This window comes from Sphingopyxis sp. Root1497 (assembly GCF_001427085.1).
Classification (GTDB): domain Bacteria; phylum Pseudomonadota; class Alphaproteobacteria; order Sphingomonadales; family Sphingomonadaceae; genus Sphingopyxis.
In genome coordinates this window covers 298,351-316,604 of record NZ_LMGF01000004.1, presented here as the reverse complement: position 1 = coordinate 316,604, position 18,254 = coordinate 298,351, and the positions used below count along the sequence as shown (strand labels likewise).

Here is an 18,254-nt window from a genome sequence, read left to right as displayed (position 1 = left end):
GGCGTTCTCCATGATGCCGGTTTCGGACATAAGGAGAACGATAATGGAACAGAAGCGAACTTGTCAAGCGATGTCGATATAATCCGCCGCGTCGCCCGCCGCGCGGGACGGCGCACCGATCTCGCGGATGACGAGCGCATTCGCCGCAGCGAGCGGAAAGGTGCGGCCGCTGTCCTGTCCGTCGAAGGGCGAGAGAAGGCCGTCGTCGATCCGTCCGCGCAAATAGTCGCGTCGCGCGCCGCCGGGGCCGAGGGGGGCCGCGAGCGGGGCCCTGCGCAGTTGCGGGAGCGGGGCTCGCGCGCCGGCGAGATGGCGGACGAGGGGGAGCAGGAACAGGGTCGCAGTAACGAAGGCCGACGAGGGGTTGCCGGGCAGGCCAAGCAGCAGCGCGTCGCCGAGCGTGCCCGCGATCAGCGGCTTGCCGGGGCGCATCGCGATCTTCCAGAAATCGAGCCGCCCGCCGGCATCGTCGAGCGCGCCGCGGACATGGTCGTGATCGCCGACCGAGGCGCCGCCGACGGTGACGATGACGTCGTGACGTCGCGCCAGGTCTTTTAATACCTTGGATAAAATTTCACGGTCGTCGCGGATGTGGAGCGGGATGCTGACCACGGCGGGCTCGGCGGCGAGCATCGCGGCGAGCATCGTGCCGTTGCTGTCGGGGATCTGGCCGGGCGCGAGCGCACGGCCCGGCTGGACGAGTTCGTCGCCGGTGGTGAGGATCGCGACACGCGGGCGGGCGCCGACCACAAGCTGCGCGTCGCCACCCATGATCGCCGCGGCGATCGCACCGGCGTTGAGCCGGGTTCCGGCGGCGACGAGCGTGGCGCCGGTAGCGAAGTCGCTGGCGCGGTCGCGAATATGGGCGCCCTGGGCCTCCGGGCCATCGCCGGTCAGCGTCAGGACCGTGCCGTCGGCGGCGACATCTTCCTGCAGGATGACCGTGTCGGCGTCGTGGGGGACCATCGCGCCGGTGAAGATGCGGATCGCCTGACGCGCGCCGAGGGGCAGGACGGGCGCGGAGCCTGCGGCGACCTCGCCGATGATCGTCCATGGTCCCGGCAGGTCGGCGAAACGGATCGCATAACCGTCCATCGCCGAAAGCGGCGCCGCAGGCTGGTCGCGCAATGCGATGATATCGTGCGAAAGATATCGGCCAAGCGATTCGGAAAAGGCGATATTTTCTGGAGGAAGCGGCGTGCGGAGCGCGAGCAGGCGTGCCTGCGCCTCCTCGACGGGGAGCAGCTTGCTCATTCGGCGTGCCAGTCGCCCGAGCGGCCGCCGCTCTTTTCGAGCAGGCGGATATCGCCGAGCACCATCGCGCGGTCGAGCGCCTTCGCCATGTCGTAGAGGGTGAGCAGCGCGACCGAGGCGGCGGTGAGCGCCTCCATCTCGACCCCCGTCGGCCCCGTGGTCGCGGCGGTCGCGGTGACCGAAATGCCGGTTTCCTCCCATTCGAACTCGACGCCGACCTTGGTGAGCGCGAGAGGATGGCAGAGCGGGATGAGGTCGGCGGTGCGCTTGGCGCCCATGATCCCGGCGATGCGCGCGGTCGAGAGGACGTCGCCCTTGGGCGCGTTGCCGGTGCGGATGGCTTCGAGCGCTGCAGGGGACATGGTGATGCGGCCGGTGGCGACGGCGCGGCGCGCGGTTGCGGGCTTGGCGCCGACGTCGACCATATGGGCGGCGCCGCTTTCGTCGAGATGAGTCGGGCGTTGGGTCATGGCGATGAAGCCAAGCAACGCTGCGGAGGAAAGGCAAGGAGAGATAATGACAGGCGGTCAGGTAACGATGATTTCCAGCGATGGGTCCGACACCTGCGTCGCTTCGCAGCGCGTCTTGAAATCGGCGAGGCCGGCGCGCCACCACCGGTGCTCGGCACGGATCTTGTCGAAGCCTGCGGCGAGCGCGGTCATGTCGATGTGATATTCGCCGACGACCCGCATCGGTCCGGCGGGTCCGTTGGGAAAACTATGCGGGTCATATTTCCGGGGTTCGACGAATATATCGAAGACCGTCAGCGCTTCGAGCCCGCTGCCCCAAGCCAGGAGGTTCGCGACCGGCATCGTCAGGTCCATGTTGGAGGTATCGCCATAATTGCTGATCAGCGCGGGTTCGAGCGGGCTGAGGAAAAGCATGCGGTCATTGCCGTTCGCGTAGGGGAGGACTTCGCTGTTGCGGACCACGACCGATTGGTGCCAGCGCTCCTTTTTCCGCATCGACCGGGCGACGCCGTCGATATTGACGATGCGGATCATCGCTTTGGCAGACGGATCGGGCGTAGGCGTCTTGTCCCAGACATTGCCGCCGGGCCATTCGATCATGACCGTCATGCCGCTTGGCTGTCCGGCGGGGAGGATGATGGACTGTTCCGCCATCAGGCCGGCCGGGAGGGGCGGGGCGCGCCTGGGTAGATAATCGGACGTCCATCGGCCGCTTTCGGAAAAGATCGCGCCCGCTTCAGTGTACAGCGTGTCGAATTCGAGCGTGCCGCCGAAGCCGTCGAGGGGCGCGCGGTGACGACATTGATACATGGTTTTCGGCCATTCGGCCGCTTGGGCCGAGCCACTTTCCTGCGCCGATGCCGCCTGACCCAGCAACGGGGCGGCCATCGGCAGCGCCAAAAGCCATGATAGCCGATTGATTCCCGCCATCCTTCTTTCCCTGGTTCCCGGTGTCGATCCGGTTCTTGTAACCGCCTGCTGTAACCGGCGAGATATTACCGGTTCGTATAGGATACCGGTCGGTGATGGGGGGCGAGCTGGTTCTGCTGCGGGTTACGAAAACCGGTTCCGGGCGGAAGGGGGCATAGAAGAGCTGATCCCCGGCGAAGGCCGGGGTCCAGGGCGTCATACTGCTCTGGACCCCGGCCTTCGCCGGGGAACGGGTCGTGGCGGAATGTCCGCTCCCCACCCCAAAGCAGACACTACCCCTCCAGCAACGCTTTCGTCGCCGCGGCCACATCCGCCTGTCGCATCAGGCTTTCACCGACGAGGAAGGTCTTCACGCCGCTGGCCGCGAGGCGTTGGCAGTCGGCGTGGGTGGCGATGCCGCTTTCGCCTACGAGCAGGGTGCCGGCCGGAACCAGCTTCGCGAGGCGTTCGGTGACCGCGAGGTCGGTCTCGAACGTCCGCAAATCACGGTTGTTGACGCCGATCAGGCGCGACTGGAGCGCGGTCAGCGCGCGGCTTAGCTCGGCTTCGTCATGGACCTCGACGAGGACATCCATGCCGCGTTCGATCGCCGCGGCCTCGATGGCCTGCATCTCGGCGTCTTCCAGTGCGGCGACGATGATCAGGATCGCGTCGGCGCCGATCGAGCGTGCTTCGGCGACCTGCCAGGGATCGATCATGAAATCCTTGCGCAGCACCGGCAGGTCGCACGCGGTGCGCGCGGCGATCAGAAATTCCTCATGCCCCTGGAAATAAGGCGCGTCGGTGAGCACCGAGAGGCACGCCGCGCCGCCGGCCTGATAAGCACGAGCGTGGTCGGCGGGATCGAAATCTTCGCGAATCAGTCCCTTGGACGGCGAAGCTTTCTTGATTTCGGCGATCAGCGCGAAGCAGCCGGCGTCGATCTTTGCCTGCAGCGCGGCGGCGAAACCGCGCACCGGGCCGGCGTCGATGGCGTCGAGATCGGCCATCGTGCGCGACTGGCGGCGCTCGGCGACCTCTTCGGCCTTGGTGGCGAGGATTTGGGTGAGCTTGTTCATTTGTAAGCGATCCAGCAGTCGAGCAGTGCGTTGGCGAGGCCCTTGTCGATCGCTTCGGCGGCTTCCTCGACGCCTTCGGTCCGCGTTCGGACCGCGCCCGCGACGAGGAGGGCCTCGGCGGCGTTGTAGAGCACGGCGTCGCGATAGGCACCGGGTTCGCCCTGGAGCAGGCCGCGCAGCGCGCGCGCATTGAAAGCGGCGTCGCCGCCGCGCAGTTCCTCGAGCGGGTGTGTCGGCAGGCCCGCGTCGGCGGCGTGGCTGCGCTGCATGACGACGCCTTCGGGGGTGACCACCGCGACTTCGTTGCCGCCCGCGAGCGACAGTTCGTCGAGGCCTTCGTCGCCCGAGATGACGCGCGAATGCTCGGTGCCGAGCCGGTGCAGCGCCTCGGCATAGACGGCGACATAGGCGGGGCGCGCGATGCCGACGAGCTGGCGCGTGACGCGTGCGGGGTTGGCGAGCGGGCCCATCAGGTTGAAGATGGTCCGGCGGCCGAGCGCCTTGCGGATCGGCATGATGCGCTTCATCGCCGGATGCCGCGTTCCCGCGAAGAGGAAGCAGATGCCGAGGTCGGCAAGCTGTTCCTGCGCCATATGGTCGGCGCGGTCCATGTCGAGGCCGAGGGCTTCCAAGGTATCGGCGGCACCGGATTTCGACGAAGCGGCACGATTTCCGTGCTTTGCGACCGGAACCTCGCATGCTGCCACGACAATGGCGACCGCGGTCGAGACGTTCAATGTATGATGGCCGTCGCCGCCGGTGCCACAGACGTCGATCGCGCCCGCAGGGGCCTCGATCGCGATCAGCCGGTCGCGCATCGCCTGCGCCGCGGCGGCGATTTCGACCATCGTCTCGCCGCGGTCGGACAGCGCGGCCAGGAAGCCGGCGATATCATCGTCGCTGCCGCCGCCGTCGAGCATCGTCGCGAAGGCGTGCGCGGCCTCGTCATGATCGAGCAGCGCGGCCGGATCGGGGAAGGGACCGAAGCGGCTCATGCCGACTGGCGTTCGCGCACCGGCAGGCCCGCGCTCGCCATGAAATTGGCGAGCATCGCATGGCCATGTTCGGTGGCGATGCTTTCGGGGTGGAACTGGACGCCATGGATCGACAGCTCGGCGTGGCGGAACCCCATCACCGCGCCGTCGTCGCTGGTCGCGTTGATGACAAGGCTGGCGGGAATATCGACCACCTCGAGGCTGTGGTAGCGCGTCGCGGTGAGCGGCGAGGGCAGGCCGGCGAACAGCCCGCTGCCGTCGTGGCAGACGGGCGAGGTCTTGCCGTGCATCAGATGGCCGCGCTGCACGATGCCGCCGAAATGCTGGCCGATCGCCTGATGTCCGAGGCAGACGCCGAGCAAGGGCCGCGCGGCGTCGGCGCAGGCGGCGACGAGGTCGAGGCTGATTCCCGCTTCATTGGGCGTGCAGGGGCCGGGCGAGATGAGGATCGCATCGGCACCGCTGGCGAGGGCCTGCGCAGCCGTGAGCGCATCGTTGCGTTCGACGCGCACCTCGGCGCCCAGCTCGATCAGATAATGAACGAGGTTGAAGGTGAAGCTGTCGTAGTTGTCGATGACGAGGATCATGGGATGGGGCGGTAGCGATTTTGCGGGAGTGGGGGAAGGGATAGAAGCTTGGGAAGGCGCAAGTCCGGCTTTTCGGGCCTAGTCGACCATCCGGACGACGATTTTGCCCTTGGCGCGGCCCGATTCGAGATAGGCGATCGCGTCGGCGATGGCGGCGAAGGGAAAGACGCGGTCGATCACGGGTTCGAGCCGTTTTTGCTCGATCAGCGCCGCCAATTCGGCGAGTTCGGCGCCGCTGGGGTGCATGAACAGATAGCGGTAGATCGCGCCATGCTTGCGGGCCTTGGCGCGGATGCCGAAGCTTGCGAACCAGAAGAGCGCGGCGAGGAGCGGGCCGCGGCCGAGATCCTTTGTCGCGGTGAGCGGTTCGGGCAGGCCCGCGACCGAGACGACGGTGGCGCCGGGTTTGACGACGGCGAAGCATTTCGCGAGCGTGTCGCCGCCGATGAGGTCGAAGGCGCCGTCCATGTCGCGGACTTCGCCCGCGAAATCCTGCGTCGTATAATCGATCACGCGGTCGGCGCCGAGCCGCTCGACGAGGTCGCGGCCGCGCGGCGAAGCGGTGGTGGTGACTTCGGCGCCGAGCCATTTGGCGAGCTGGATCGCGAAGGTGCCGACCCCGCCCGCGCCGCCGGGGATGAAGACGCGGCCGCCGGGTTTGAGGTGGAGTTCGTCGCGGAGCGCCTGCAGCGCGGTGAGCCCCGCGAGCGGGACGCCGGCGGCGGTGGTGAAATCGAGGCCGGCGGCCAGCAACGCGGCATGATCGGCGGGGACGACCGCGAGTTCGGCGAAGGCGCCCATGCGCTCCTTGGGCACGCGCGCGAAGATGCGGTCGCCGGGCGAAAAGCCGGTGACCTTCGTGCCGCACGCCTCGACGACCCCGGCGAATTCATTGCCCATGACGACGGGCATTTTAAAACCCTGCACGACCTTGAGTTTGCCGTCGCGAATCTTGAAGTCGACGGGGTTGAGCCCGGCGGCATGGACGCGGACGAGAATGTCGTCGGGCCCGGGCGTCAGCGCCGGGACGTCGCGCAGTTCGGTGGCTTCGGGGCCGCCGTAGCGGGTGAGGACGAGGGCCTTCACGGCTTTTCCGCCATCAGTTTCGCGAGATCGTCCTTCCAGAACTTCGCCCAGGTATGCGTGCTGTGCCCCTTGGTTTCGGGGCTGGCGGGGATGAGGATGAATTTGGCGCGCGGCATGCGCGGGGCGGCTTTTTCGGTGATGCCGTAGAGCGGCGGGTTGATGAAATCGTCGGCGCTGTTGATCCAGAGCACGGGGACGGTGATTTTTTCGAGGTCGGCCCAGGGATTGTAGGTGCGCGAGCTTTCAAGCTGGTAGATGGTGTCGTTGGCGTCGTTGCGGCCATAGGTGCGGGCAAAGGCCTCATCCTTATATTTTTCGGCGGCCTCGCGGGTCGGATATTGCGCCTGCAGCGCATAGGGATTGGCGCCCGCGATCATGCTGAGCGCGGCGGCGGTCCGCAGGCCGGCGGCGGGGGGCGCGCTGTAATTACCGTCCTGCCACAGCGGATCGGCCTTGATCGCGTCGATCGACAAGGTGCGCCACATGCGGTTCTGGCCCGCGATCTCGACCGGCAGGCAGGCGAAGGGGGCGAGGCGCTCGGCGAAGCCGGGCCAGGTCTCGCCCCAGACGAAGGCGTGCATGCAGCCCATCGAGGTGCCGAGGATGAGCTTCAGCTTCTGCACCCCGAGCTTTTCGGTGAGCAGGCGGTGCTGCGCCGCGACCATGTCGGCATAGTCATATTTGGGGAATTTCATCCGCAGCCCGTCGCTGGGCTTCGACGAGCCGCCATGGCCGATATTGTCGGGCAGGATGACGTAATATTTGCTCGTATCGAGCGGCTGGCCGGGGCCGAAAAGCTCGCTCGCGAACTGTGGCTGGAAGAATTGTTTGCCGGTGCCGCCGGTGCCGTGGAGAATCATCACGGCGTTGGTGACACTACCTTTCGCGTCGCGCTGTGGAGTGCCGAGCGTGGTGTAGTGGAGCTTGATCTCGGGCAGTTTCTCGCCGGTCGCGAAGGTGAAATCCTGGAGGATCGCATCGGCTTCGGTGGCGCCTTCGATCTGGGCTTGGGCGGGCGTAGCGGCTGCGAGCAGCAGGGCGAGGGGGACGATGAATTTCAGCATGGGGTGAAGCTAGCGCGTTTGCGGAGCGGTGATAAGTCCTCTGCGTCGCGAGATCGACGAGGGTTTCGGCAACGGCGGCTTTAGGGGGTGGAGAGAGGAGCTTCGCCCTCTCCCGTCGGGAGAGGGATACGCAGGCTTGGTTGCGCAGCAACCTAGCCGAAGTTGGGTGAGGGGATTGATCGATGACCTTGAAAGCTCACCCCAGACACCCTCACCCAACCCTCTCCCAAGGGGAGAGGGCTTTATGGCCGCAATCGGTTGCCTCCGGATCGCACCCTATCGGACGGATCAAATGGTGCCGGCGCTCACTGCCCATACCCCGGCATGCCCGCCAGCCGTACTGCCTCGCGCGCCGCCGCGAACAGCGCGCCGGCCTTGGCCTCGCACTCGCGCTGTTCATACGCGGGGTCGCTGTCGGCGACGATGCCGGCGCCGGCCTGGACGTGCATTTCGCCATCCTTGACGATCGCGGTGCGCAGCACGATGCAGCTGTCCATATTGCCGTCGGGGGCGAAATAGCCGACGCCGCCCGCGTAAGGCCCGCGCGCGTCGGCCTCGAGTTCGGCGATGATCTGGCAGGCGCGGACCTTCGGTGCGCCGCTGACCGTGCCCGCCGGGAAGCCCGCGAACAGCGCGTCGATCGCATCCTTGTCGGGCGCGATGCGGCCGATGACGTTCGATACGATGTGCATGACATGGCTGTAGAATTCGACGGTATAGCTGTCGGTGACGGTCACGCTGCCGCCGATTGCCGCGCGACCGACGTCGTTGCGGCCGAGGTCGAGCAGCATCAGATGCTCGGCGCGTTCCTTGGGATCGGCGAGCAGCGATTCGCGGTTATACGCGTCCTCGGCGCTGGTTCGCCCGCGCGGGCGGGTGCCCGCGATCGGGCGGATCGTGATCTCGCCGTCGCGTACCCGCACGAGGATTTCGGGGGACGAGCCGATCAGCGCGAAGCCCGGTAGGTCGAGGAAATAGAGGAAGGGCGACGGATTGATGCGGCGGAGCGCGCGATAGAGGTCGAAGGGCGGCAGGTCGAACGGGGTCGAGAAGCGCTGCGACAGCACGACCTGGAAGATGTCACCCGCGGCAATATAGTCCTTCGCGGTCGCCACCATTGCGGCGAAATGCTCGGGCGTGGTCGCGGGATTGGCGGCGATGGTCGCCGGGTCGGTCAGCGTGGTCGCGTGCTCGGCATGCGGATTGCCGGTCGCGAGGCGCGCGGCGATGGCGTCGAGCTTGTCCTGCGCGGCGTCGATTGCGCGGTCGATCGGCGCATCGTCGTCGGGCCAGATCGGCGCGATCAGGAAAAGTTCGTCGGCGAGCCGGTCGAAGACGAGGATGACCGTCGGGCGTACGAAGACCATGTCGGGCAGGCCGAGCCCGGCGCCCGGCGCGCGCGGGATGCGCTCGACGAGGCCGATGGTTTCATAGGCGAAGAAGCCGACCAGCGTCGCGAGCGCCTTGGGCAGCGCGTCGGGCACATCGAAACGGCATTCGGCGACGAGGTCGCGCAGCGCTTGCAGCGCCGGAGCGGCGACGGGCGCGAAATTATCGCGGTCACGCTGCCAGTCGCGGTTTATGCGCGCGGCGTCGCCGCGTACCTCGAACATCAAATCGGGATCGAGGCCGATCAGGCTGTAGCGGCCGCGCGTCTCGCCGCTTTCGACCGATTCGAGCACCCAGTCGCCGCGTCCCGGCGCGATCAGCTTGAGCGCCGCCGACACCGGGGTTTCGACATCGGCGATCAACCGCTGCCAGACGACCGCGCCGCGACCCCCGGCCAGCGCTTCGAGCGCGGCAGCTCTACCCTCCAGGCTCACCCTTATTCGGCGACCGGTGCGTCGCCGGTCAGTTCCTTGCGCAGCTGGTCGATCAGCTTCTGGTTGAGCTTGACGCCGACGCGCTTGCGGGCGTCCTGCATCATCTGGGCGACGAGTTCGTTGCCGAAGGCAGGGCCGAGCGGGCCGGCGATCGCGGCGACGCGTTCGGGCTGGATATCCTTCGGGTTCGGACGCTCGACCTTGCCGAGCGCGATCACCATCCAGCCGCGGTTGCCGGGGATTTCGAGCGTCTTGACGCTGCCCTGTGCCATCGAGAAGAGCAGGGCGAGTTCGGGGGGCACGCGCTGGCCGCCCGCGCCGAGTTCGGCGCGAAGCCCGCCGATCGTCTGGACGTTGCCGATGTTCGGCCCGGCGGCGCGCACCGCGTCGGCGAAGCTCTGCTTGCCCTCGACCGCCTTGACGATCGCGCGCGCCTTGTCGCGGGCGACCTTCTGGCCCTGTGCGAGCTTCCAGTCGGCGAGGAGGTCGGCGCGGATCTGCGCGAAGGGCGGCGGCGCCGCGGGGACGACCGACTTGATCGCATAGACGGCGAATTTCTCGTTCTCGACCAGCGTCGCGAGATGGGTCTCGCCCGCGTCGCTGCCCTGGAACGCCTGACTGATCATCGGCGCGAGGTCGGCTGCGAGCGCGAAGGCGGGCTGTGCAGGCGCCCGGCCGCTGGGCAGCAAGGCCGGGGTTTCGACGAGCGTGAGCTTGCGGTCGGTGGTGATCTCGTCGATCGACACGCCCTCGTTCACCGCGTCCTGAACGCCGTTGTAGAAACTGATGATCGCCTCTTCGGCCTTGCTCTTTTGAAGCTGGGCGCGGATTTCGGGGGTGGCGTCGGCGAGCGTCTTGGCCGGTGTCGCGGTGATCGTCTCGACCTGCGCGATGGTCCAGCCGAGGCCGGTCTGTGTCGGGCCGAGGATGTCGCCGCGCTTGGCGGCGAAGGCGGCCTTGGCGGCGGCGCTGTTGGTCATGCCCGAATAGGCGGTCAGCGTGACGTCGCCCGACGAACCGGCGGTGAGGCCGGCGGCCTGCGCGGCGGCGGCGATCGACGAACCGCCGCGAACCTTGGCCGCGATGCTGTTCGCGCTCGCCTGGTCGGGCGCGATGATCTGCGCGAAGCGGCGCGTCTCGGTCGCGGCGAAGCGCGCGGCGTTTGCCTTGTAGATGTCGGCGATTTCCTTGTCGGTCACCGCCGCGACTGGCGCGATGCTGCGGTCGAACACTGCATATTGCAGCACGCGGCGCTCGGGAATGCTGAAGCGGGCGCGATTCTCGCCCAGATATTTCTGCAGCACCGCGTCGCCCGGATCGGCGGTCGGGGCGAAGCTGCTGGAGGGAATATAGGTCGCCTGGCCCTCGCGCCGTTCGAGCAGCAGCGCGGCATAGGGCTGCGCCATGGCGGGCGCGACGCGCGGCATGCTGCCGACCGGGACCGCGAGCTGTTCGGCGTAAATCTGCTGCGCGATGTCGCTGCGCAGCGCGGCTTCGGTGATGTTGTTCTGGCGCAGGAACGCGTCGAACACCGTCTTGTCGAAATTGCCCGATACGCCCTTGAACACCGGCAGGTCGGCGATGCGGCTGTCGATCAGGCGCTTGCTGATCCCCAAGCCGAGGGTGTCGGCATATTGGGTGAAGGCCGCGCCGTCGATGAGCTGGTCGAGCGTCTGCTGGAGCCCGCCGGCCTCGACAAAGGCGTCGATCGTCAGCGTCGGCTGGTCGCGGCGTGCCTGATCGAACGAGCGGCGCACCTGGTCGCGCAGTTCGGCATAACCGATGTCGGTATCGCCGACGCGCGCGACATTGGAGCCGCCGACCCCGCCGCCGAGCGGCGAATTGCCGCCGATATCGCCGAGCGCGAAGGCAACGCCGACGAGCGCGACGAAGGCGAGGGCGAGAATCTTGCCGATCGTGGAGGAAAAGAGGCTGCGGATCGCGGTAATCATCGAAGGGGCAATCTTTCGAATAGGGTGCGCGGGCGCGCAATTCGGTGCGGCTTTAGGCGGGTCGGGCAGCGGCATCAAGGCGCGAAAGTGGCCCGGCGCGCCGCAGGCGCGTCTTGCCTAGCGCCATCGCCCGCCGCTAGGGGCGTCGCAACCGGAACAACAGCGAGAGGAAATGGCGATGGCGCGGCGCAAATATGTGGTCGGCAACTGGAAGATGAACGGCGTGTCGGCATCGCTCGCCGAGGCGCAGGCGATCTTCGCCGCCGCTGCCGAGCACAAGGCGGTCGATGTCGCGCTTTGCCCGCCCTTCACGCTGATCGGCGCGATGGTCGCCGCCGTGCCGGGCGGAGCGGTCGGCGGGCAGGATTGCCACAGCGCCGCATCGGGCGCCTTCACCGGGGCGGTCGCCGCGGCGATGCTGGCCGATGCCGGCGCCAGCCTGGTGATCGTCGGACACAGCGAACGCCGCGAAGGCTGCGGCGAGAGCGACCAGGATGTAAAAGCGAAGGCCGAGGCGGCGCTGGGCGCCGGACTCGATGTCATCCTGTGCGTCGGCGAGCCGCGCACGGTCCGCGAATCGGGCGGCGCGATCGACCATGTGCTGGCGCAGGTGCGGGAATCGCTGCCCGACAGTTTCGATCCGACGCGGCTCGCGATCGCCTATGAACCGATCTGGGCGATCGGCACCGGGCTGGTACCGACGACCGAGGATGTCGCGGCGATGCACGGATCGATCCGCGCCGCGCTGTCCGCACGGATCGGCACGGGATCGGATGTGCTGCGGCTGCTCTATGGCGGGTCGGTCAATGGCGACAATGCCGCCGAACTGCTGGGCGCCGGCGACGTCGACGGCGCGCTGGTCGGCGGGGCGAGCCTGACGGCGGGCAAGTTCCTGCCGATCGTCGCGGCGGGAGGGAGTCTCTCTCAATAGGCTTCCAAGTTCGTTCGCATCGAGCGCAGTCGAGATGCCGATCGGTCGCGCGCGGTCGCGGGGTGTCTCGACTTCGCTCGACACGAATGGGAAAGGGGAGGGCCGACAGCATCGTTTTTCTTGCGTGGACCCTGGCTGGTCCTTGCGGGTTGAAGATTTCGCGCGCCATCTCTATGTGCACCGCCAGATTGGCCCATTTGCGGCACCCCGTTTCAGGATGATATGATGTCGAACCTCTTCACCTTCCTGCTTGTCGTCCAGGCCGTTGTGGCGGCCGCGATGATCGGCGTCATCCTGATGCAGAAGTCGGAAGGTGGCGGGCTTGGCGTCGGTGGCAGCCCCGCGGGTCTGTTGTCGGCGCGCGGCGCGGCCGATTTCATGACGCGCGCCACGACGATCCTCGCGACGGCGTTCGTCGGTCTGTCGATCGTGCTTGCCGCCATGGCTTCGGTCGGCGGTTCGGGCAGCACCACGCTCGACACCTCGCTGTCGAAATCGGCGCAGCCCGCAAGCGGCGCGGCGACCGGGCTGACCGCCCCGGCGCAGGCCCCCGCGAACGGCGCCCCGGCGCAGGCACTGCCGAGCGACGATCCGCTGGCCGCCGCCGCAGCGGCCGCCGCTGCCGATACGCCCCCCGCCGCACCGCCGGCTCCCGCCAAGAAATAAGCGGCGGCGCCGCAAGGCGCCTCCCGCTGCCCGCATTCGTGCGCGGCGGAATTATTTCCGCCGTTTGCGATTCGACGGCTTGCGCCGTCCCCCTCCTGTTGAGTAAGTCTTTCCTCCCATGGCGCGGTTCATTTTTATCACCGGCGGCGTGGTCTCCTCGCTTGGCAAAGGTTTGATGGCGGCAAGCCTCGCGGCTTTGCTGCAAGCGCGCGGCTATCGCGTCCGTATCCGGAAATTCGATCCCTATCTGAACGTCGATCCGGGGACGATGTCGCCCTATCAGCACGGCGAAGTCTATGTGACCGACGACGGCGCCGAGACCGACCTCGATCTTGGCCATTACGAGCGCTTCACCGGCGTCGCGGCGCGGCAGAGCGATAACGTCACCTCGGGCCGCATCTATCAGCAGATCATCACCAAGGAACGTCGCGGCGACTATCTGGGCGCGACGGTGCAGGTCGTCCCGCACGTCACCGACGCGATCAAGGCGTTCGCGCGGACCGACATCGACGACCTCGATTTCGTGCTGTGCGAAATCGGCGGCACGGTCGGCGACATCGAATCGCTGCCGTTCATCGAGGCGATCCGCCAGCTGCGCAACGAGGAAGGCCGCGACAAGACGCTGTCGGTCCATGTCACGCTGGTGCCGTACATCGCCGCCGCGGGCGAATTGAAGACCAAGCCAACCCAGCACAGCGTGCGCGAACTCGCGTCGCTGGGCGTCCAGCCCGACATCCTGCTCTGCCGCTGCGAAAAGCCGCTGCCCGATGGCGAGCGCGCCAAGATCGCGCAATTCTGCAACGTGCGGAAGGAAGCGGTGATCCCCGCGCTCGACGCCGACAGCATCTATTCGGTGCCGGTGCAATATCATGGCGAAGGCCTCGACAACGAAGTGCTGCGCGCTTTCGGCATCCACGATGCGCCCGACCCCGACCTGACGCGCTGGTTCGACATCATGGACCGCAAGCAGCACCCCGAGGGCGAAGTGACGATCGGCGTCGTCGGCAAATATGTCTCGCTGCCCGATGCGTACAAGAGCCTGAACGAGGCGCTGGTCCATGGCGGCATGGCGAACCGGGTCAAGGTCAACATCCGCTGGCTCGACGCCGAGATGTTCGAAAGCGGTGAGGATCTCGCCGCCAATCTCGAGCCGCTGCACGGCATCCTCGTCCCCGGCGGCTTTGGCGAACGCGGGTCGGAGGGCAAGATTTCGAGCGTGCGCTTCGCGCGCGAACGTGGTGTGCCCTTCTTTGGCATTTGCCTTGGCATGCAGATGGCGTGCATCGAGGGCGCGCGCAACACGAGCGGCATCGCGGCGGCATCGAGCACCGAATTCGGCAAGACCGACGAGCCGGTGGTCGGCATGATCACCGAATGGATGAGCGATGAGGGGCTGCAGCAGCGCGGCGCCGACACCGACCTTGGCGGCACGATGCGGCTGGGCGCCTATGAAGCGAAGCTGTCGCCGAACAGCCATGTCGCGGCGGTCTATGGCGCCAATGCGATCAGCGAGCGCCACCGCCACCGCTACGAGGTCAACGGCGCCTATCGCGAGCGGCTCGAATCGGGCGGTCTCGTTTTTTCGGGCATGTCGCCCGACGGCATGCTACCCGAAATCGTCGAGCGGCCGGATCATCCATGGTTTATCGGGGTGCAATTCCATCCGGAACTCAAGTCGAAACCCTTCGATCCGCACCCGCTGTTCGCCGGGTTCATCGAAGCGGCGGTGAAGCACAGCCGGCTGGTCTAACGCCGGGCAACAGGGGCAACGGGGCTTATGGATCACGCGAAACTCGCCGAGCTACAGGGCCCCGACAGCATATTTTCCGGCCTGTCGGTCGAGGATTGGGCCGACATCGCGAGCCGCGCGGTGCAGATCAACTTCGTCAAGGGCAGGGAATTGCTCGTCCAGGGCGATCCCGGCGACATGATGCTGATCCTGACCGAAGGCACGGCGCGCGTGTCGATGCTGACCGCCGGGGGACGCGAGATCGTGCTCGCCTATGCCGAACCCGGCGCGGTGCTAGGTGAGATCGCGCTGCTCGACGGCGGCGAGCGCACAGCTTCGGTCACCGCGACGAGCGCCGGCAGCGCGCTCCAACTCGGTCGCAACGCGCTGCGCGATTTTGCCACCAGCCACCCTGATTTCGCCTGGTCGCTGATGCAGCAGCTCGCGCGGCGGCTGCGCACCGCCGACCAGACGATTGAAAGCGACCGCGCCTATGCGTCGGGGCCGCGGCTGGCGCGCTACCTCAAGCGCCTGATTCGCAAGGACAGCATCGAGACGACGCACCGCGTCGAGCTCAGCCAGACCGAACTCGGCAATTTCGCGGGGATGAGCCGCGAGCATATCAACCGCCAACTGCGCAGCTGGGAGGAATCGGGAGTCATCTCGCTCGAACAGGGGCGGGTGCGCGTGCTCGATACCGACATGCTCGAGGATATCAGCGAGAGCGAGGGGTAGAATCACAACGCCCGGGCCTCGATCTCGAGACCCGGGCGCCTGTGACGAACTACCGCCATCCCCCTTTGCGTGGACGAGGCGAAGCGTCCACACTCCCTGAAACCGGGCCTTTAGCCGCGTGATCCAGAAGTCATCGGGCTAGGCTCCCGGGCGCCGCTTGTCACCCTCTGGCAGTTAGCTTGCGATGCTTTTGCGAAGCCCTGTGGCCGATGGGCAACAGATTTTGCGAATCACTCGCAAGGACTCTCCGCTTACGGCGCCCATTGCCAGCAACCGGGAGGCCCCCTAAAGCGGCGCTATGACGGCATTTTCCAGCGCGTTTCACGGACCGACCCTATGATCCTGCGTCCCTATGAACGCACCATCTTCAAACGTTATCTGCTTCCGGCGCGCGGCGAGGGGTTCATCTTCGTCGCCGCGTCGTTCAGCTTCGTCGCGGTGATGCTCGGCGTCGCGGCGCTCGTCATCGTGATGAGCGTCGTGAACGGGGTGCGCGGCGAGTTGTTCGACAAGATCGTCGGACTCAACGGCCATGCGGTGGTGCAGGGCTTTGGCGGCCGCATCGATAATTGGCGCGACGTGCTGAAAGAGGTGCGCGCGACGCCCGGGGTGACGTCGGCGACGCCGATCATCGAACAACCGCTGCTGACCACCTTCAACGGCCGGGTCGAGGGCGTCGCGGTGCGCGGCATGCTGGTCGACGACATCCGCAAGAACGACGTGCTGAAGGGCGAGGTGCTGCAGGGCAATCTCAATCGCCTGACCGACGGGTCGGGCGAGGTGGCGCTGGGGTCCGAACTGGCGCGCAACCTGGGCGCGAACGTCGGGTCGCAGATCACGATCATCAACCCCGCCGGGCGCTCGACGCCGTTCGGGACGGTGCCGCGCGAGATCAGCTATTCGGTCGGAGCGATCTTCGAGATCGGGGTCTATGACTTCGACAAAAGCTATATCATCATGCCGATGGCCGATGCGCAGTTGCTGCTGCTGACCGGCGACCAGATCGGAATCATCAAGGTTCAGACCGAAAATGCCGACAAGGTCGGCGAAATCCTTGCGCCGCTGTCGCAAAAACTCGCGGCGACGGCGATCGTCGCCGACTGGCGGTCGACCAACAGCAGCCTGTTCGAGGCGCTGGAGGTCGAGCGCGTCGCGCTGTTCGTGATCCTGTCGCTGATCATCCTCGTCGCGGCGTTCAACATCGTGTCGTCGCTGATCATGCTGGTGCGCGCCAAGACGCGCGACATCGCGATCATCCGCACGATGGGCGCGCCGCGCGATTCGGTGCTGCGCATCTTCGTCGCGATCGGCGTGGCGATCGGGGTCGGCGGGACGATGGTCGGGCTGATCCTCGGCTTTGTCGCGCTCTATTTCCGCAAGGGGATATTGAACGGGATCGGCTATTTGTCGGGGCAGAATCTGTGGGATCCATCGGTGCGGTTCCTGACCGAATTGCCGTCGAAACCCAATCCGGTCGAGATCGGGGTGGTGGTGGTGATGACGATCGTCTTCAGCTTCCTCGCGACGCTCTATCCGGCGTTCAAGGCCGCGAATACCGATCCGGTGCAGGTGCTGCGTTATGAATGATATTTTGCAGCTGACCGCGCTGACGCGCCACTTCGAACAGGGCGGCGCGCGCATCGATGTGCTGCGCGGCATCGATGCGCGGTTGCGTCCGGGGGAGATCGTGGCGCTGCTTGGCCCTTCAGGGTCGGGCAAGTCGACCTTGCTGCAGGCGGTCGGGCTGCTCGAAGGCGGCTTTGGCGGCAAGATCATGATCGACGGCGAGGATGCGACGCGCTTCGACCAGGGCGAGCGCACCAAGACGCGGCGCGAGAAGATCGGCTTCGTCTATCAGTTCCATCATCTGCTGCCCGATTTCAACGCGATCGAGAATGTCGTGCTGCCGCAGCTGATCCGGGGTGCCAAACAGGCCGAGGCCGAGGCGCGCGCCGAGGAACTGCTCACACGGCTGGGGCTGGGCGAGCGGTTGCACCACAAACCGAGCAAGCTGTCGGGCGGCGAGCAGCAGCGCGTTGCGGTGGCGCGCGCGCTGGCCAACCGGCCTTTGCTGGTGCTCGCCGACGAGCCGACCGGCAACCTCGACGAGGCAACCGCGGACCGGGTGTTCGACCAGTTCGTCGCGCTGGTCCGCGACAATGGATCGGCGGCGCTGGTCGCGACGCACAACGAGCGGCTCGCGGCGCGGATGGACCGCGTCCTGCGCCTGCACGAAGGGCGGATCGAGGAAGAAATCATCATGGCGGATCTGAGGAGAGGGCGAGATGGGACTTTATGATCTTTCGGCAAAGCTGCCGGGCGGCGGCACGCAATCGCTGGGCGATTATCAGGGCAAGGTGCTGCTGATCGTCAACACCGCGTCGAAATGCGGCTTCACCCCGCAATATGAGGGGCTGGAGGAACTGTACCGCGACTATAAGGACCGCGGGCTCGAAATCCTCGCCTTTCCGTGCAACCAGTTCGGCGCGCAGGAGCCCGGCGATGCGGCGGAAATCGCGAATTTCTGTTCCTTGACCTATGACGTGTCCTTTCCGCTCATGGCGAAGGTCGACGTCAATGGCAGCGATGCCGACCCGATCTTCAAGCATTTGAAGAAGGAGCAGACCGGTCTGCTCGGCAGCGGGATCAAGTGGAATTTCACCAAGTTCCTGGTCGGCCGCGACGGCAAGGTGGTGTCGCGCCATGCGCCGACGACCAAGCCCGAAGCGCTGCGTAAAGAGATCGAGGAATTGCTCGGCTGAGGAGTAGCCGGTGGCGGGGATGAAGCGGACGACGCGGATGGTCCTGAAGCGGTTCGCGATCATCTGCGCATGGCTTGCCGTCTATTTTGTGGTGCGCGAAAATTTCGGGTGGACAGGCGTTCTCCTGCTCGTGCCTCTCGCCTTCGCGATCGGATATGTCGTGCCGGTGATCGCGCGGAAATGGGCGGAGCGCGACGCGATTAAATGAGTGC

18 protein-coding genes are annotated in these 18,254 nt (G+C 66.6%); 8 read left to right on the top strand and 10 right to left on the bottom strand.

Annotation, left to right across the window (positions count from 1 at the left end; translation table 11 throughout):
* Positions 1 to 63 precede the first annotated feature (63 nt).
* From ASD67_RS13050 to ASD67_RS13005, 10 genes are all read right to left on the bottom strand, one after another.
* Positions 64 to 1,254: a molybdopterin molybdotransferase MoeA gene (locus ASD67_RS13050; RefSeq protein WP_056347866.1), complete on the bottom strand. Its 1,191-nt coding sequence runs from the start codon at positions 1,252 to 1,254 to the stop codon at positions 64 to 66.
* Positions 1,251 to 1,724 (bottom strand): cyclic pyranopterin monophosphate synthase MoaC, encoded by a 474-nt coding sequence (gene moaC / locus ASD67_RS13045; RefSeq protein ID WP_056347865.1) that lies wholly within the window; start codon positions 1,722 to 1,724, stop codon positions 1,251 to 1,253. Before moaC ends, ASD67_RS13050 begins: the two co-directional genes overlap by 4 nt.
* Positions 1,725 to 1,781: 57 nt before the next feature.
* Positions 1,782 to 2,654: a hypothetical protein gene (locus ASD67_RS13040; protein WP_056347862.1), complete on the bottom strand. Its 873-nt coding sequence runs from the start codon at positions 2,652 to 2,654 to the stop codon at positions 1,782 to 1,784.
* 272 nt (positions 2,655 to 2,926) lie between these two features.
* The gene (trpC, locus tag ASD67_RS13035; RefSeq protein WP_056347860.1) at positions 2,927 to 3,712 is read right to left on the bottom strand and encodes an indole-3-glycerol phosphate synthase TrpC; all 786 of its coding nucleotides are present in this window, start codon (positions 3,710 to 3,712) and stop codon (positions 2,927 to 2,929) included.
* A complete protein-coding gene (trpD, locus tag ASD67_RS13030) occupies positions 3,709 to 4,707 on the bottom strand; it encodes an anthranilate phosphoribosyltransferase (RefSeq protein WP_056347858.1) in 999 nt (332 codons plus the stop codon). The genes trpC and trpD overlap by 4 nt, the downstream gene beginning before the upstream one ends.
* The gene (locus ASD67_RS13025; RefSeq protein WP_056347856.1) at positions 4,704 to 5,294 is read right to left on the bottom strand and encodes an anthranilate synthase component II; all 591 of its coding nucleotides are present in this window, start codon (positions 5,292 to 5,294) and stop codon (positions 4,704 to 4,706) included. The genes trpD and ASD67_RS13025 overlap by 4 nt, the downstream gene beginning before the upstream one ends.
* A 78-nt stretch (positions 5,295 to 5,372) precedes the next feature.
* Positions 5,373 to 6,380: an NADP-dependent oxidoreductase gene (locus ASD67_RS13020; protein WP_056347853.1), complete on the bottom strand. Its 1,008-nt coding sequence runs from the start codon at positions 6,378 to 6,380 to the stop codon at positions 5,373 to 5,375.
* Positions 6,377 to 7,444 (bottom strand): alpha/beta fold hydrolase, encoded by a 1,068-nt coding sequence (locus ASD67_RS13015; protein WP_056347851.1) that lies wholly within the window; start codon positions 7,442 to 7,444, stop codon positions 6,377 to 6,379. The genes ASD67_RS13020 and ASD67_RS13015 overlap by 4 nt, the downstream gene beginning before the upstream one ends.
* Before the next feature lie 305 nt (positions 7,445 to 7,749).
* Positions 7,750 to 9,267: an anthranilate synthase component I gene (gene trpE / locus ASD67_RS13010; protein WP_235535674.1), complete on the bottom strand. Its 1,518-nt coding sequence runs from the start codon at positions 9,265 to 9,267 to the stop codon at positions 7,750 to 7,752.
* Positions 9,268 to 9,269: 2 nt separating this feature from the next.
* On the bottom strand, positions 9,270 to 11,219 hold the full coding sequence (locus ASD67_RS13005; RefSeq protein ID WP_156377709.1) for a peptidylprolyl isomerase: 1,950 nt from the start codon (positions 11,217 to 11,219) through the stop codon (positions 9,270 to 9,272).
* A 178-nt stretch (positions 11,220 to 11,397) separates the two neighbouring features.
* Between ASD67_RS13005 and tpiA the strand changes: the two genes are divergently transcribed.
* The 8 genes from tpiA to ASD67_RS12965 all read left to right on the top strand — a co-directional run bounded on the left by tpiA (position 11,398) and on the right by ASD67_RS12965 (position 18,250).
* On the top strand, positions 11,398 to 12,150 hold the full coding sequence (tpiA, locus tag ASD67_RS13000; protein WP_056348505.1) for a triose-phosphate isomerase: 753 nt from the start codon (positions 11,398 to 11,400) through the stop codon (positions 12,148 to 12,150).
* Between the two features lie 225 nt (positions 12,151 to 12,375).
* A complete protein-coding gene (gene secG / locus ASD67_RS12995) occupies positions 12,376 to 12,816 on the top strand; it encodes a preprotein translocase subunit SecG (RefSeq protein ID WP_443028037.1) in 441 nt (146 codons plus the stop codon).
* Positions 12,817 to 12,934: 118 nt separating this feature from the next.
* Entirely contained in the window at positions 12,935 to 14,566 is a 1,632-nt protein-coding gene (locus tag ASD67_RS12990; protein ID WP_056347848.1) for a CTP synthase, read from the top strand.
* Between the two features lie 27 nt (positions 14,567 to 14,593).
* The gene (locus tag ASD67_RS12985; RefSeq protein WP_056347846.1) at positions 14,594 to 15,280 is read left to right on the top strand and encodes a Crp/Fnr family transcriptional regulator; all 687 of its coding nucleotides are present in this window, start codon (positions 14,594 to 14,596) and stop codon (positions 15,278 to 15,280) included.
* 336 nt (positions 15,281 to 15,616) lie between these two features.
* On the top strand, positions 15,617 to 16,867 hold the full coding sequence (locus tag ASD67_RS12980; protein WP_056347844.1) for a lipoprotein-releasing ABC transporter permease subunit: 1,251 nt from the start codon (positions 15,617 to 15,619) through the stop codon (positions 16,865 to 16,867).
* Positions 16,860 to 17,579 carry an ABC transporter ATP-binding protein gene (locus ASD67_RS12975; protein WP_056347841.1) on the top strand — a complete coding sequence of 240 codons (720 nt, stop codon included), beginning with the start codon at positions 16,860 to 16,862 and terminating at the stop codon, positions 17,577 to 17,579. Before ASD67_RS12980 ends, ASD67_RS12975 begins: the two co-directional genes overlap by 8 nt.
* A complete protein-coding gene (locus ASD67_RS12970; RefSeq protein WP_056347839.1) occupies positions 17,566 to 18,042 on the top strand; it encodes a glutathione peroxidase in 477 nt (158 codons plus the stop codon). Before ASD67_RS12975 ends, ASD67_RS12970 begins: the two co-directional genes overlap by 14 nt.
* A 10-nt stretch (positions 18,043 to 18,052) precedes the next feature.
* Positions 18,053 to 18,250, top strand: coding sequence for a hypothetical protein (locus ASD67_RS12965; RefSeq protein WP_156377708.1), 198 nt, complete (start codon positions 18,053 to 18,055; stop codon positions 18,248 to 18,250).
* The last annotated feature ends 4 nt before the right edge of the window (positions 18,251 to 18,254 follow it).